16 protein-coding genes are annotated in these 15,961 nt (G+C 34.9%); 15 read left to right on the top strand and 1 reads right to left on the bottom strand.

Features of this window, described 5'->3' with window-relative positions; genetic code table 11:
* Positions 1–44: 44 nt before the first annotated feature.
* Complete coding sequence (locus tag I7822_RS19660) at positions 45–917, bottom strand: YitT family protein (protein WP_207980783.1); 873 nt, start codon at positions 915–917, stop codon at positions 45–47.
* 146 nt (positions 918–1,063) lie between these two features.
* On the opposite strand from I7822_RS19660, the gene I7822_RS19655 reads away from it, so the two are divergent.
* The 15 genes from I7822_RS19655 to I7822_RS19585 all read left to right on the top strand — a co-directional run bounded on the left by I7822_RS19655 (position 1,064) and on the right by I7822_RS19585 (position 15,943).
* Positions 1,064–1,390, top strand: a complete 327-nt coding sequence (locus I7822_RS19655) for a nucleotide pyrophosphohydrolase (RefSeq protein ID WP_207980782.1) — start codon at positions 1,064–1,066, stop codon at positions 1,388–1,390.
* A 76-nt stretch (positions 1,391–1,466) separates the two neighbouring features.
* A complete protein-coding gene (gene dapB / locus I7822_RS19650; protein WP_207980781.1) occupies positions 1,467–2,264 on the top strand; it encodes a 4-hydroxy-tetrahydrodipicolinate reductase in 798 nt (265 codons plus the stop codon).
* 13 nt (positions 2,265–2,277) lie between these two features.
* Positions 2,278–2,685 carry a methylglyoxal synthase gene (gene mgsA / locus I7822_RS19645; protein WP_207980780.1) on the top strand — a complete coding sequence of 136 codons (408 nt, stop codon included), beginning with the start codon at positions 2,278–2,280 and terminating at the stop codon, positions 2,683–2,685.
* A 176-nt stretch (positions 2,686–2,861) separates the two neighbouring features.
* Positions 2,862–3,575, top strand: coding sequence for a bacillithiol biosynthesis deacetylase BshB1 (gene bshB1 / locus I7822_RS19640; protein ID WP_207980779.1), 714 nt, complete (start codon positions 2,862–2,864; stop codon positions 3,573–3,575).
* Positions 3,572–4,705, top strand: a complete 1,134-nt coding sequence (gene bshA / locus I7822_RS19635; RefSeq protein WP_207980778.1) for an N-acetyl-alpha-D-glucosaminyl L-malate synthase BshA — start codon at positions 3,572–3,574, stop codon at positions 4,703–4,705. The genes bshB1 and bshA overlap by 4 nt, the downstream gene beginning before the upstream one ends.
* A 126-nt stretch (positions 4,706–4,831) precedes the next feature.
* Positions 4,832–6,046, top strand: coding sequence for a CCA tRNA nucleotidyltransferase (locus I7822_RS19630; protein ID WP_207980777.1), 1,215 nt, complete (start codon positions 4,832–4,834; stop codon positions 6,044–6,046).
* Positions 6,016–6,996 carry a biotin--[acetyl-CoA-carboxylase] ligase gene (locus I7822_RS19625; RefSeq protein WP_207980776.1) on the top strand — a complete coding sequence of 327 codons (981 nt, stop codon included), beginning with the start codon at positions 6,016–6,018 and terminating at the stop codon, positions 6,994–6,996. The genes I7822_RS19630 and I7822_RS19625 overlap by 31 nt, the downstream gene beginning before the upstream one ends.
* Before the next feature lie 477 nt (positions 6,997–7,473).
* Entirely contained in the window at positions 7,474–8,313 is an 840-nt protein-coding gene (gene panB / locus I7822_RS19620; protein ID WP_207980775.1) for a 3-methyl-2-oxobutanoate hydroxymethyltransferase, read from the top strand.
* Entirely contained in the window at positions 8,310–9,158 is an 849-nt protein-coding gene (panC, locus tag I7822_RS19615; RefSeq protein ID WP_207980774.1) for a pantoate--beta-alanine ligase, read from the top strand. The genes panB and panC overlap by 4 nt, the downstream gene beginning before the upstream one ends.
* A 68-nt stretch (positions 9,159–9,226) precedes the next feature.
* Positions 9,227–9,610 (top strand): aspartate 1-decarboxylase, encoded by a 384-nt coding sequence (gene panD / locus I7822_RS19610; protein WP_207980773.1) that lies wholly within the window; start codon positions 9,227–9,229, stop codon positions 9,608–9,610.
* A 303-nt stretch (positions 9,611–9,913) separates the two neighbouring features.
* Positions 9,914–12,739, top strand: coding sequence for an ATP-dependent DNA helicase DinG (gene dinG / locus I7822_RS19605; protein ID WP_207980772.1), 2,826 nt, complete (start codon positions 9,914–9,916; stop codon positions 12,737–12,739).
* A 204-nt stretch (positions 12,740–12,943) separates the two neighbouring features.
* Complete coding sequence (locus tag I7822_RS19600) at positions 12,944–13,114, top strand: YpmA family protein (protein ID WP_066331820.1); 171 nt, start codon at positions 12,944–12,946, stop codon at positions 13,112–13,114.
* Positions 13,115–13,129: 15 nt separating this feature from the next.
* On the top strand, positions 13,130–13,624 hold the full coding sequence (locus tag I7822_RS19595; RefSeq protein WP_207980771.1) for a cell wall elongation regulator TseB-like domain-containing protein: 495 nt from the start codon (positions 13,130–13,132) through the stop codon (positions 13,622–13,624).
* 110 nt (positions 13,625–13,734) lie between these two features.
* Positions 13,735–15,027, top strand: coding sequence for an asparagine--tRNA ligase (gene asnS / locus I7822_RS19590; protein WP_207980770.1), 1,293 nt, complete (start codon positions 13,735–13,737; stop codon positions 15,025–15,027).
* Positions 15,028–15,235: 208 nt separating this feature from the next.
* On the top strand, positions 15,236–15,943 hold the full coding sequence (locus I7822_RS19585; RefSeq protein WP_207980769.1) for a DnaD domain-containing protein: 708 nt from the start codon (positions 15,236–15,238) through the stop codon (positions 15,941–15,943).
* The last annotated feature ends 18 nt before the right edge of the window (positions 15,944–15,961 follow it).

The raw sequence follows: 15,961 nt of genomic DNA, 5'->3' as shown, positions 1-15,961 counted from the left end.
TCTAACCTCTCTTAGCTGTATTAATCTAGTAATTTGTACCCGATCTACCGTTGTATAGGTTTTTTATTTTCATCTAACGTAAATCCCTCTCCTAAAACATCGTGGACATCACTAACAGCAACGAATGCATGAGGATCAACCGATGTAATAACACTTTTCAATCTAACAATTTCATTTTTTCCTACTACACAATACAAAACATCTCGATTCTGTTTTGTAAATGACCCCTGTCCTTTTAATACAGTTACTCCTCGATCCATTTCTTTCATTATTCTTTTTGAAATTTCTTCAGATTGGCTTGAAATAATAGTAGCACCTTTTGCTGCATAGGCTCCTTCTTGCATAAAGTCGATAACTCGTGCTCCTACAAAAACAGCGACAAGAGTATACATTGCCTCTTTATAGGAGAGGTAAGTAATTAAAGACAATGTAATGACACATAGATCAAATAGAAACATTGTTTTTCCCATACTCCACCCTAAATAACGATGAGATAATCTAGCGATAATATCGACTCCTCCGGTTGTTCCACCATAACGAAAAATAATTCCTAACCCGATACCAAGTGAAACTCCAGCGAAAAGAGCTGCAAGCGTTAAATCATCATTTAAAGGCATATTAATTTGATAACGTTGAAAGATCCATAAATAGACCGATAAACTAATCGTACCAATCATTGTGTATAAAAATGAAGTTCTTCCTAGAACACGCCAACCGATAAAAAACAATGGTATATTTAATAATAAGTTGGATATTGATGGATCAAACTTAAACAGGAAGTAGAGCATGAGTGTAATACCAGTGAACCCACCCTCTGCCAAATTATTTTGCATATTAAAATGCACAAGTCCAAATCCAAATATGGCTGACCCAATTAAGATAAAAAATATGTTTTTTAAACGAATATCACCAAACATTAGACACCTCCAAAAATGCAACCATGCCAAAATATTATAGTTGATAGAATGTCAAGGTGCAAATTTTGAAAAAATGATGACGAAATAATTGTAAAACTTAATGGTATTAGCTAACATTATATTGATAAGTAAATGAGGTGAAGCAAATGGAGCAAAAAACGATGCAAGACCTTCAAAATGATGTTGACCAATATATAAGCGGGTTTAAAGAAGGATATTTCTCACCATTAGCAATGATGGCTCGGATTTCAGAAGAAGTTGGCGAGCTAGCGAGAGAAATCAATCACTATTATGGAGAAAAGCCGAAAAAGGCTTCTGAAAAGGAAAAGGAAATAGAAGAAGAACTGGGTGATGTTCTATTTGTTCTTATATGTCTTGCTAATTCATTAAATATAGATTTGGAAAAAGCACACGATCTTGTTATGAATAAATTTAAAACACGGGACAAAGACCGCTGGACTAAAATAGAATAGTAATACGTATACGCCTTGTTCAGCCTAGGGCAAAAAAATCGCAGAAACTAGACACTATAATAAAGGAGTTTGGAAAATGAAAGAGATTAAAATTGTCATCGCAGGTGCTCGTGGTAGAATGGGCAGTGAAGCAGTAAAGCTAGTTGAGGAAACAACACACTTTTCATTAGTTGCAGTTGTAGATCATAAACATGAAGGAAAAAGCCTAAAGGATCTCGATGGATTTGATGTAGATGTGCCTATCTATACAGATATTGATAAATGCTTTTTTGAAACGAATCCAGATGTATTAATAGATTTGACTACACCAGAGATTGGTAAGATACATACAAAAAAAGCTTTATTAAATGGGGTTAGACCTGTTGTAGGTACAACAGGGTTTTCTGAGGAGGATTTAACAGAGCTTCAAGATCTAACAACTGAGAAAGGTATTGGAGCTATTATTGCACCGAATTTTGCAATAGGAGCGATCTTAATGATGAAATTCTCTCAGATGGCAGCAAAGTATCTTCAAGACGTTGAAATAATTGAACAACATCATGATCAAAAATTAGATGCTCCGTCTGGTACAGGCTTAAAAACGGCAGAAATGATCGCAGCAGTTAGAGAAGAGAAGCAACAAGGTCATCCACAAGAAAAGGAAATACTTACTGGAGCACGAGGTGCAAATTATAAGGGGATTCGTCTGCATAGTGTACGCTTACCTGGATTAATCGCTCATCAAGAAGTCATGTTTGGTGGCGATGGACAAACATTAAAAATTCGTCATGATTCATATAATCGCGCATCGTTTATGTCAGGAGTTAAACTTGCTGTTGAAAATGTGATGAAAGTAGATTTATTAGTGTATGGATTAGAAAACATTATTGAATAAAGGGGAAAATAAAATGAAAATAGCATTAATTGCTCATGATAAAAAGAAAACGGATCTTGTACAGTTTGTATTGGCATACAAACCAATCTTCAAAGATCATGAACTATTCGCCACAGGGACAACAGGGTTAAGAATTCAAGAAGCTAGTGGTTTATCGATCCACCGTTTTCAATCAGGACCACTTGGAGGAGATCAAGAAATTGGTGCACTTATTGCAAAAAATCAAATGGATATTGTTATTTTCTTTAGAGATCCATTAACCGCACAACCTCATGAGCCTGACATTACAGCACTTATTCGTTTATGTGATGTTTATTCAATTCCACTAGCAACAAATATGGGGACAGCCGAGATCTTGATCCGTGGACTAGAACGTGGTGATTTAGAGTGGAGAGAGGTTATCCATTCTAAAGACAATTGATGTTTTTTGAGCAATTTACATTTTTGTGAAAATAGAATATTTGTACAATTCCAATACAAAGATAATGGAGAGGAAGGAGTATGCTATCCATTTAATAAAACCAAAGTTACAGAATGGTTTTTTAAAAGGTTAGCGAAGCTCTTTCAGAGTATCCTTCTTTAGCTAAGGAGAGGAAAATGAGTATATTACTAGATATTCTTGCAATAGGTGCTCATCCTGATGATGTAGAAATTGGGATGGGTGGATCGATTGCAAAATATGCAAATAAAGGCTTTAAAATTGGAATTTGTGATTTAACGAAAGCAGAACTTTCCTCAAATGGTACTGTTTCTGTCCGTCAAGAAGAAGCAAAGCGAGCAGGGGAAATTTTAGGTGTGACAAAGAGAATTCAATTAACATTGCCAGATCGTGGACTTTATCTAACAGAATCAGCAATTCAATCTATAGTAACCGTTATTAGAGAACATCAGCCAAAAATTGTTTTTGTACCCTATTTTGAAGATCGCCATCCAGATCATGGACATTGTGCGAGACTGGTAGAGGAAGCTGTTTTCTCCGCAGGAATTCGTAAATATAAGGATACACTTGACCAACCATCACACCGTGTACAATCCATTTATTATTATATGATTAACGGGTTTCATAAGCCTGATTTTGTTATCGATATTTCAAATACGATCGAAAAGAAAATAACAAGCCTACGAGCATATGAAAGCCAGTTCGAAAAGACAATGGGTTCAACGGAAACTCCACTAACAAACGGGTACATTGAATCTGTTGAGAGCAGAGAAAGGCTGTATGGGAAAGAGGTTGGGGTCATGTACGCTGAAGGATTTAAAACGAAAAATCCGATTCTACTTTCAGAAGATCTTTTAGGTGAAAGACAATGAGTAAAAAATTAAAAATTGGCATAACCTGCTATCCTTCTGTAGGAGGATCTGGAGTTGTTGCAACTGAGCTCGGAAAGCTACTTGCAGAACGTGGACATGAAATCCACTTTATTACTTCAAGTCTGCCTTTTCGTTTAAATAAAGTATATTGTAATATAACCTTTCATGAAGTTGAAGTGAATCAATATTCAGTCTTTAAATATCCACCATATGATTTAGCATTAGCAAGTAAAATGGCTGAAGTTGCTAAAAGGGAGAAATTGGACTTATTACATGTTCACTACGCAATTCCACATGCAATCTGTGCTTATTTAGCTAAGCAAATGGTTGATGATGACCTTAAAATTGTTACTACACTACATGGTACGGATATTACGGTCTTAGGTTATGATCAATCACTTTCAGATTTAATCCGCTTTGGAATTGAAGCATCAGATAAAGTAACCGCTGTATCAGATGCTTTAGTTAGTCAAACCAATGAGTTAATACAACCTAAAAAAACAATCGAGACGATTTATAATTTTATTGATGATCGAGTGTATCGGAAAAAAGATGCCACACATCTTAAAAGAGAATACGGAATCGGTGATGATGAAAAAGTCATTATTCATGTATCTAATTTCCGAAAAGTAAAACGTGTGCAGGATGTCGTTTATTCTTTTCATTTAATCCAACGCAAGATTAATGCCAAACTATTACTTGTTGGAGATGGACCAGAAATGACATTTGTGAGCAAGCTTGTTCGTGAATTAGGTCTAACCGACAAAGTACTTTTTCTAGGGAAACAGGATAATTTAGAGGAATTATATTCATTAAGTGATCTTATGCTTTTACTCTCAGAGAAAGAGAGCTTTGGCTTAGTATTATTAGAGGCAATGGCATGTGGAGTCCCATGTATAGGAACAAATACTGGTGGAATTCCTGAAGTTATTACTGAAGGCGAAACAGGATATATATGTGATATTGGCGATATTGAAACAGTCGCATTCCGTGCTATCCATGTATTATCAGATGATGAATTACATAAAAAAATGTCAGATCAAGCTATATATATCGCAAGAAATTCTTTTCATTCTGATAAAATCGTGTCCCAATATGAGTCAATCTACTATGACCTAATTACAACTTGATAGATGTAATTACATACCCATCAAAATGAAGGAAATACTATGGTGGCCAGAACAAAGTAAGCTTGATTTCAGTTTTTCCAAGCTTAATTCGTCAATTTCGACTTGAGTATGACAAGGAGTAGAAAAATGGAGACCCCATTTGATAATGCAAAACCTATTTTAGAAAAGTTACATCTTGCAGGCTATGAAGCCTATTATGTTGGAGGCGCAGTTCGTGATCACCTCTTGAATCGAAGAATAGGAGATGTCGATATTGCTACCTCAGCAAAGCCAAAAGATGTACAAAAATTGTTTGATCATACGATTGATGTTGGAGCAGAGCATGGAACAATTATCGTGCTGCACAAAAACACGCCATATGAAGTGACAACCTATCGAACTGAATCAGAATATGTAGATTTCCGTCGCCCTAAAGAGGTTTCATATATTACATCCTTAAAAGAGGATTTAAAAAGAAGGGACTTTACAATAAATGCGATGGCAATGGATATAGATGGGATTATTCTAGATTATTTTAATGGGAAATCTCATTTAAGTGAAAAGCTTATTCAAACTGTTGGTTCTTCATCTGAAAGATTCACCGAAGATGCTTTACGAATGCTCCGTGCTGTTCGATTTGTTAGTCAATTGGATTTTACACTTTGTCCTGAGACTAGATTATCTATTAAAGATCATGTACATCTGTTAGATGTCATTTCAGTAGAACGAAAAACCATTGAGATTGAGAAGCTACTTAAAGGGATAAACCAAAGAAGCGCCCTTGAAATCATATTAGAAACAGGAATGAATAATTATTTACCTGGTCTAGAAATGAAACAAGATGAATTGAAGAAGCTTAGTACATATAGATTAGAATATCTGAAAACAAGTGAAGAACTTTGGACGATATTTACATATTGTATAGACCCGCAGTCTGTTCAATCATTCTTAAGAAAGTGGAAATTACCAGTAAAGCTCATTAAGGCTGTCGATAAAAATATAGAATATTTAACAGTCGTAAACAAGCAATCTTGGTCTAACTTTTTATTATATGAAGCTGGGGATGATAGAGCTGTTTCAGTTGAAAGGATTCGTTCGGTAATGACAGATCCATTGAACTTAGATGCCAATGTAAAGAGGATAAAGAATTCTATCCTTGAATTACCTATTCAACACAGAGAACAGCTCGTAATTACAGGACATGACCTTATTCAATTTGTAAATAAACAACCAGGTCCTTGGGTTTCAAAAGCTATTAAAGAGGTTGAGAAAGAAATTATTTCGAAAAAACTTGAAAATAATAAGTCTGCTATAAAGGAGTGGCTAATGAGATGCAAACTGGACTTCGAACAAAACTATTAAAAGCCTTCTCTACAGCAGATGGGGAATTTTTATCAGGTCAAAAAATTAGTGAAACGATTGGTTGCTCCAGAACAGCCGTATGGAAACATATTGAAGAGCTAAGAAAAGAAGGATATGAACTTGAAGCTGTTCGAAGATTAGGATACCGTATAAAGAAAAAGCCCGATAAAATTAGCAGTAATGAGATTCACTTAGGATTAAAAACAAAGATGATGGGTCGGACTATTCATTTTGAAGAGACGGTTACCTCTACACAGAAAATAGCACAAAGTTTAGCAAATGATGGTGTACAAGAAGGAACAATTGTCGTGGCAGACCAACAAACTAATGGGAGAGGGAGAATGTCTAGAGCATGGTATTCACCAAGTGGTACAGGAATTTGGATGAGTATGATTATTCGACCTAATATTCCTGTTAACACAACACCGCAGCTCACACTTCTTACTGCTGTTGCCATTGTACAAGCTATAGAGGAGCTTACACCACTCAAGCCTGATATAAAATGGCCAAATGATATTATGATTAACGGAAAAAAAGTTGTCGGGATATTAACAGAATTACAGGCTGAGGCAGATCAAGTACATTCGGTCATTATTGGTACAGGTATTAATGTTAATCAGAAAACTGAGGATTTTCCCGAAGACTTACAAACCATTGCAACATCCATTCTTATTGAAACGGGAACATCTTGGGAAAGAGCACAACTTATTCAGACGATTTTGTTAAGGTTTGAAAGTCTATATTCCTTATTTCTATCTAAAGGATTTAAACCAATTAAACTCCTTTGGGAAAGCTACGCAATTAGTTTAAATAAAATATTGATAGCCAGGACTCTCAAAGGTACTGTGGAAGGAAAAGCAATTGGTATCGATGATGATGGTGCTTTGTTAATTGAAACGTGTGATAAAAGGATTGAAAAGATTTACTCTGCAGATATTGAATTGAAATAACAGGTATTCGGTTTTCACCGTTGGTAATAAGGATTACTTTCTGATATACTTTCACTTGGGTAGTATCTATTAGAACTACACCTCATTGAAGTGGGAATAATAAATTCATGAAGCATTCTACTTTAGTTAATAGTAATGGTAGAGTCTAAACACAACTGATTGAAATGAAATTCTGCCTTGATCCAAAAAGGACTAGGACAGAGGGATGAAAACCGATTTTAGTATGCTTACAAATCCTTCTTTCTTTGTCGAAAGAAGGATTTTTTCGTTGAAAAAACGTTTAAATTGATATTTTTCTCCCCCGTTCCTAAAAATGAATTGACCGTTGTACAAGAAAGTAAGGAAGTCGTTACGTAAAATTAGATTCTATTAAGAATTTTATAAAAGCGACCAAAATATTCATAACTTTTGGATAAGAAAAATGCCACTAGGCCTTGGGGATAAACCCATTTTTTCTACTAAATAGGAGGGGTATACATGAAGACAAGACTTGATTTTATGAACATGAAACAAAATGGAGAACCAATCACAATGCTAACTGCCTACGATTATCCGAGTGCAAAACAAGCTGAGTATGCTGGTGTTGATATGATTCTTGTAGGTGATTCATTAGGGATGGTTGTACTTGGATATGACTCTACAATACCCGTCACAATAAATGATATGATTCATCACACAAAAGCTGTTAAACGTGGAGCGAAAAATACATTTGTTGTAACAGATATGCCATTTATGTCTTATCATCTTTCAAAAGATGAATCATTGAAAAACGCAGCAAGACTTATGCAAGAGGGTGGAGCTGATGCGGTAAAGGTTGAAGGTGCTGATGGTGTTACAGATATAATTGCAGCACTTACGTATGGTGGTATTCCAGTTGTTGCTCACCTCGGACTTACTCCACAAGCTGTAAATGTACTAGGAGGTTATAAAGTTCAAGGGAAAAATGCTGAAGCTGCCAGAAAACTAATTGAAGATGCTAAGAAATGTCAAGCTGCTGGTGCTATTGCCCTAGTGTTAGAGTGTGTTCCCCGTCAAATAGGAGAAGAGATAACGAAGCTGTTAACGATACCGACAATAGGAATTGGTGCTGGTTGCCAAACTGATGGTCAAGTATTGGTTTATCACGATTTAATAGGTTATGGCTTAGGTACTGTGCCAAAATTCGTAAAACAATACGCTCAGGTAGCTGTAACAATTGAGACAGCAATTAGTCATTATATTTCTGAGGTAAAGAATAGATCTTTCCCTGAAGAAAAGCATTCTTTTAATATGAAGCAAGAAGAGCTTAATGGCTTATATGGAGGGGTTAAGAAATGAATGTTGTAACGACTAAGCTGGAATTAATTAAGCAAATCAATAAATATAAAGAAAGCAATCAAACAATAGGCTTTGTGCCAACAATGGGATTTTTACATGAGGGTCATGTGAAATTGCTTGAAGAGGCAAGAAAGGAAAATGATATTGTCGTTTTAAGTATTTTCGTAAATCCTCTACAATTTGGTGTTAATGAGGATTATGATTCATATCCAAGAAATCAACATAGAGATGAAGAACTTGCGAAATTATCAGGTGTTGATCTATTATTTACCCCTTCTGTGCCAGAAATATATCCAACTGAGCCTTCATATACAGTTAAAGTCCAATCTCGTGTGAATGTTTTATGTGGGAGATCAAGAAAGGGGCACTTTGATGGAGTCGCAACAATATTAACTAAGCTATTTAACCTCATTAAACCTGACCGAGCATATTTTGGAATGAAGGACGCACAACAAGTAGCAGTCATTGATGGGTTAATAAATGAATTTTATTTCCCAATTGAGTTAGTATCAGTCCCAACAATCAGAGAAGCTGATGGGCTCGCTAAAAGTTCGAGAAATGTAAAATTAAATGAAAAAGACCGTAATGAAGCACCGGTTATTTATAAGAGCTTGTCTAATGCAAAAAATGAAATTGCAAAAGGTGAACGTGATAAAGAAAAACTGAAAGCTCTAATTACTAACACCATTTCACAGGAAACAGATGGGGAAATTGATTATGTCGAGATCCTTTCCTATCCAAATTTGGAGGAAATAGAGGTAATTAGCGGAAAAGTGATCATTGCCATCGCTGTCAAGTTTACAAACGCAAGGCTAATTGATAATATAACGATTGAAGTTGAATAAAAACTGATCTTTAAAGTAGAAAATGAGAGATTTTAAATATAGATTAGAAAGAATTGGGGGAGAATCTCATGTTTCGTACAATGTTAAATGCTAAAATTCATCGTGCTCGTGTAACAGAAGCAAATTTGAATTATATAGGCAGTATTACAATAGATGAAGATATTATTGATGCAGTAGGTATGGTTGCGAACGAAAAAGTTCAAATAGTTAATAATAATAATGGTGCCAGATTTGAGACTTATATTATTGCAGGTGAAAGAGGTAGTGGGGTTGTATGTTTAAATGGTGCAGCTGCACGGTTAGTGCAAGAAGGCGACGTTGTGATTATTCTAACCTACACGCTTGTTGCCGAAGAACATGTTCCATCACACAAACCCAAAGTTGCAATTATGGATGAAAATAATAAGATTGTTGATATTTTAGGACATGAACCAGCGGCAACAATTTTGTAAATTGAATAGTTAACCTGTCAATTTCGAGGTCTGGCTCTCAAAAGACTCTAGGATCACTGTTACTAAATAACAGGGATTTTTAGTCTTTTAAAATGAGTCAGTCCTTTTTTCGATTAAAAATATGATATAGTTAAGTTAAGATTGAGAATCATATGAAAGAGGTCAGATTTCCTTATGAGTATAGATCATAGGAATAACAACTTGATTTTTACCTTTAGCTTAGTTTAATGAGTCTGACCAATAGATTTCCGACTTCCCAAGAAAGACGCGCCCTGCGTTTCTTAATAATAGAGGTGTCAACAGATGAATGTGCAACGATATGTTGTTATTGATTTAGAAACAACAGGAAATGCCCCAAAAAAAGGAGATAGGATTATTCAAATTGCTGCTGTAGTTATTGAACAGGGGCAAATTGTCGATAGATTTATGAGCTTTGTTAATCCTATGCAAAAAATTCCTTTATTTATTGAACAATTAACAGGAATTACAAATGAGATGGTAGAGGAAGCACCAACGTTTGAAGAAATAGCTGAGGATTTAATTTCATTGCTGTCTGATTCTTACTTTGTAGCTCATAATGTCTATTTTGATTTATCCTTTTTACAGGAAGAACTAAAGAACTGTGGATATCAATTTTCAGGACCAATACTAGATACAGTTGAATTAGCAAGAATTGCTTTTCCTACCGAAAAAAGCTTTAAATTATCTGATTTAAGTGATGGATTTAATATTAATCATGAACATCCACATCGTGCAGATAGTGATGCAGAAGTAACTGCCCTGTTATTATTACGGATATTTGATAAATTAAAGGCTTTACCTGTTATTACCCTTCAGCAGTTATCAAAGCTTTCAAGGTCCTTTATTAGTGATATTGAAGAAATAATAGAGGGTGTAATCTCAGTTAAATTAGTGAAAATAGAGCAACAGCAAGACAGAGCAGATTTAGATTTGATTAGATCATTGGCTATTAAAAAAGTTGAATTAAACATCCATGAAAATGTAAATGACTCGGTAGGAGAAATTCTTTCTATTGAAGAGTTTATCGAGCTTTTTCAAAATAAAAATGGCAAGTTAACTGATATCCTTCCTACTTATAACGTGCGAACAGAACAAATGACCATGATGAAAGAAATCTTTGATGCATTTTATACGCATCAACATGGGTTATTTGAAGCTGCAACAGGAAGTGGAAAAACGATCGCTTATTTAGTTCCAGCGATATTTTATTCAAAAAAAGAACAAAGACCAATCATTGTAAGTACATATACAACGAACTTACAATCACAAATGATTGAGCGTGATATTCCTTTTCTTGAAAAAATACTACCCTTTCCTTTCACGACTACAATTTTAAAAGGACAACGTCATTATTTATGTTTACAGAAGTTTGAGCAGTCACTAAAAGAACCTGAAGATAACTATGATTTCATCCTGACAAAGGCACAGCTGCTTCTCTGGTTAACAGAAACGGAAACTGGGGATGTAGATGAACTAAATATTCCTTCTGGTGGCAAGGTTTTATGGAATCAACTTCATGTTGATGGATCTTCCTTAAAGAGAAATCCCTTTTTGGCATATTGCTTTTATCAGCGTGCAAAAGAGAGGGCAATGAGGGCAAATATAATTATTACAAATCATGCGATGCTATTGTCTGATCTCGAACGTGACCATCAAATTTTACCTCTGCATCAAGAGGTAATTATTGATGAGGCACATCATTTTCATAGAGTAGCTAGTGAACAGCTCGGAAGTAGATTTTCTTATCTTGATGTACATAGTATGCTTAATCGTTTAGGAACCTTTCTTACAAATGGACTTATTAATAAGTTTGCACGTGTTAGTGAAGAAATTGGTCAACGAAACCATCATTACTTGCAAGAAATGGATGCACATCTACTACAGCTGCAAGAGGAATGCCATCAACTATTTTCAGGTATTCATTCTTATGTCTTAAATCGTAGGAAGGAGTCCCACTTAAATCGTACTTCCTATAAATATAATACGGAAGAAGAAAATAATCGAACATGGGATTCTATTTTAGAACTTGCTAATAGGATAAAGTTTATCATGTACGATCTGATCATCTTGATGGAAAAATCATTACAGGTATTGGGTAAAGTTAATGATGCTGAACTCTCAATAAAAAATAAAATCATTTATCAAGAATATAAACAAGTTCTCTCCGTTGTTAAGGAATATAAAGATAAAATTGATCATTTATTTTTCAAAAATGATGAATCAATTGTTACATGGATTGAAATTGAAACGAAAGGCGCAAAAAATGCTGTTTCCATTTATGCTCAGCCACTTGAAATAGCTGATTTTTTAGCGGACCAATTCTTTGCAAATAAACAAAGTGTTATTTTAACTTCTGCAACATTAACAGTAAAGAAATCTTTTTCTTATATTATTGAGGCTGTCGGCTTATCGGATTTTTATCCAAAACAGTTACAACTTAAATCTCCATTTAGATATAAGGAGCAGGTTAAGCTATTTGTTCCAAGTGATATGCCTTTAGTGAATGAAGTCACACTTGATGAGTATTCTGAAGCGATTGCTGCTAATGTAGGTAGTGTTGCCCAAATAACCGATGGTAAGATCCTTGTATTGTTTACATCGTACGAGATGCTAAGAAAAACATATCAATTGTTAAAAGAAGATGAAACTCTTGATGATTTTATCATTATGGGGCAGGGAACAGGAAGTGGAAGTCGATCAAGATTAACAAAGAACTTTAGACAATTTGGCAAAGCTATTTTGTTAGGGACAAGTAGTTTTTGGGAAGGTGTTGACTTTCCAGGGGATGAGTTAACAGCATTGATGATTGTCCGCTTACCTTTTGCATCTCCTGATGAGCCAATCGTAGCAGCGAGATTTCAGAGATTGGAGAACAGTGGTAAAAACGCATTTTATCATTATTCACTTCCCGAAGCGATTTTACGTTTTAAACAAGGCTTCGGTAGACTTATTCGAAATGAAGCAGATCGAGGGATACTATTTGTCTTAGATAACCGAATTGTTTCTACGAGATATGGTAAAGATTTTCTTGAATCTATTCCAGACCTTGAAATTGAAAAAAAACCGATGCATATACTTACTCATTCCATTGAAGACTGGATAAAGTAAAAAAGAGGCTGATTCAATTGTCTCAAAGCAACTAGAATCAGCCAAGTATGGTGTGAGTTAGGAGAAAATTATTATCATACTAAAGTATTTACACTGTTATAATGGATTCTGGTACAACAAGTAAGAGTTTGTTGTAATGTTATTGTGTCCAGACTAAACAGACATATAAGTTACAAATTTTGTTTCGCGTAGGAGGATTATGTCATGGAAAGTAAAATTGAAATCGTATCGACAGTTACTGTCGACCATTCAGAAGACCTATATAAAATCGTTGATATATTAAATCGAACATTAAAAAGAGATGATTTAATGTTCGGTCTAGCATTAGATCAGGAAGACCAAAAAAAGTGTGTATTTACAATTTATCGAACATAAGGATGTCGTTATTGAATGGGTAAAAAAACATTAATTACACTAATTATAACAGTCGCCATCCTGATTATTGCTGCGTGGGTATTTGCTAGTACATATAGTGCTGCAAGGGAACAATACCTGGATGGCCATGAAAATTCTAAAGAGCTTGCTTTAGAAAAAGGAAAGCTTTCTTCAATCGATACGATTGAAACATATAATGGACAAATAAAATATCATGTCATGTCTGGGAAAAATAGTAAGGATGAAAAGGTTTATGTTTGGGTTCCTCAAACTAAGAAGAATGAGACAGTAATCGTAAAAAAACAGTCTTCTGGGATTACTGAGGAACAAGCAATAGCTAAGGTGAATCAAGCATATAATCCAGCGAATATTGTTGATGTAAAGTTAGGTATGGATGAAGGAATCCCAATCTGGGAAGTGAAATATCGTGATAAATCAGAGCGTTACACGTTTGATTTTGTCAACTTTTATGATGGTGAGATCATAAAGCATATGGCGATTAAGGATTAATAGGAATCCTAAATAGAGATGATTGCTACACATACTTAAAATAAAGTATAATAGTATTTGGTTAGTACATAATTGATTTGACATCGGAGCTTTTTGGAGGGAATTATTTAGTGAAAACGACTATAATAGAAGTAGGAAAATTTGTTGGACAAGAAGTGACAATTGGAGCTTGGGTTGCAAATAAACGTTCAAGTGGAAAAATTGCTTTTTTACAATTAAGAGATGGAACAGGATTTATTCAAGGTGTTGTTGTAAAAGCAGAGGTTGAAGAAGCAATTTTTCAACAAGCCAAATCAATCACACAAGAAACTTCCATTTATGTCTCTGGAATCGTACGTGAGGATGAACGATCACCTTTTGGATATGAACTTGGGGTAACTGAAATCAAAGTAATTTCTGAATCAGTTGATTATCCGATAACACCAAAAGAACATGGTACTGAGTTTTTAATGGATCATCGTCATTTATGGCTTCGTTCTAAACGTCAGCATGCCGTAATGAAGATTAGAAATGAGATTATTCGTGCGACATATGAATTTTTTAATAAAGAAGGCTTTGTAAAGGTAGACCCACCAATTTTAACTGGAAGTGCTCCTGAAGGAACCTCAGAGCTTTTCCATACGAAATATTTCGATGAGGATGCTTATCTCTCACAAAGTGGTCAGCTTTATATGGAAGCTGCAGCAATGGCATTAGGAAAAGTCTTTTCCTTTGGGCCAACCTTTAGAGCAGAGAAATCAAAAACACGCCGTCATTTAATTGAATTTTGGATGATTGAACCAGAGATGGCCTTTTATGAATTTGAGGACAATTTGAATGTTCAAGAAGCATATGTATCTTATATTGTACAGAGTGTGCTTAAAAACTGTTCATTGGAATTAAATACTTTAGGAAGAGATATTTCTAAATTAGAGCAAATAAAAGCGCCATTCCCAAGAATAACGTATGATGATGCGATTACGTTCCTTCATGAAAAAGGCTTTACAGAAATCCAATGGGGTGATGATTTTGGTGCTCCTCATGAAACTGCGATTGCCGAAAACTATGATAAACCAGTATTTATTACTCATTACCCAACAAGTTTAAAGCCATTTTATATGCAGCCTGACGCAGATCGTGAGGAGGTAGTACTATGTGCTGACTTGATTGCACCTGAGGGCTATGGTGAGATTATTGGTGGTTCTGAACGTATACATGATATGGAATTACTTAAACAACGCTTAGATCAACATAATCTAGATAGTGATGCATATAAATGGTACTTAGAGCTTAGAGAATATGGTTCTGTTCCACACTCTGGCTTTGGACTAGGACTTGAACGAACAGTAGCTTGGATTAGCGGTGTAGAGCATGTACGTGAGACAATTCCATTCCCACGTTTATTAAATAGACTTTATCCATAAAATAAACTGACTCTTAAAAGCTTGCTAGCCTGCTTTTAAAGAGTCGGTTTTTTATGTTTACCCATTACTTGATCGTAGCTACTAACTATATGTGAAAGAGAAGCATAATCACATTTAGCTACAACATGGCTATTGGCAAAAACAACCGAGGGTGATTCTATACAATGTTTAGTGTAGTAATGTTATACTTAAAAGTGAGGTGTGTTGGATGAATAAAGAACAATTCATATATTTACAAGAGACGGGAAATGTTTCAATACCCGTTATTTTATTTAATAATTATTCAAAATTAGGGCTAAACGAAGAGGAATTTATGATGATTCTCCAAGTGAAAAAATTCAAACAAAATGGGAATCAGTTTCCAACCCCAACGGAGTTATCCGATCACATGTCATTTTCTACATCAACATGTACATCCATTTTAAGAAGTTTAATTCAAAGAGGTTTTTTAACAATAGAAGAATGTGAAGAAAATACAATACTTTTTGAAAACTATTCTTTAAAACCGTTATGGGATAAGTTATATTCCTATTTAATGCAGGAAAACAACAAAGTAGAGCAGGAGAAAAGCAAGCAAGAGGATCTAAGCTTGTATACCATTTTTGAAAATGAATTTGGCCGTCCATTATCTCCGTTCGAGTGTGAATCATTAGCAATATGGATTGATCAAGATGATTATGATCCAGTTATCATAAAAGCTGCACTAAGAGAAGCTGTCATGTCAGGTAAGTTGAACTTTCGCTATATTGATCGAATTTTATTTGAATGGAAAAAGAATGGGATTCGAACAATAGATCAAGCACGAAATCACGCTAAAAAATTTCGTCAACACCAAGGTAACTCTTCTAGTAAGCAGCAAGTGAATCAAGAGGAGTATCAACGTAAAGTTCCTTTTTATAATTGGCTTGAGAGCTAGCAACTAGCTCTCTTTTTC

It is taken from the genome of Metabacillus bambusae (genome assembly GCF_017497975.1).
Lineage (GTDB): Bacteria > Bacillota > Bacilli > Bacillales > Bacillaceae > Metabacillus > Metabacillus bambusae.
Note: the sequence above shows the minus strand (reverse complement) of the source record. Positions and strands in the feature narration are given on the sequence as shown.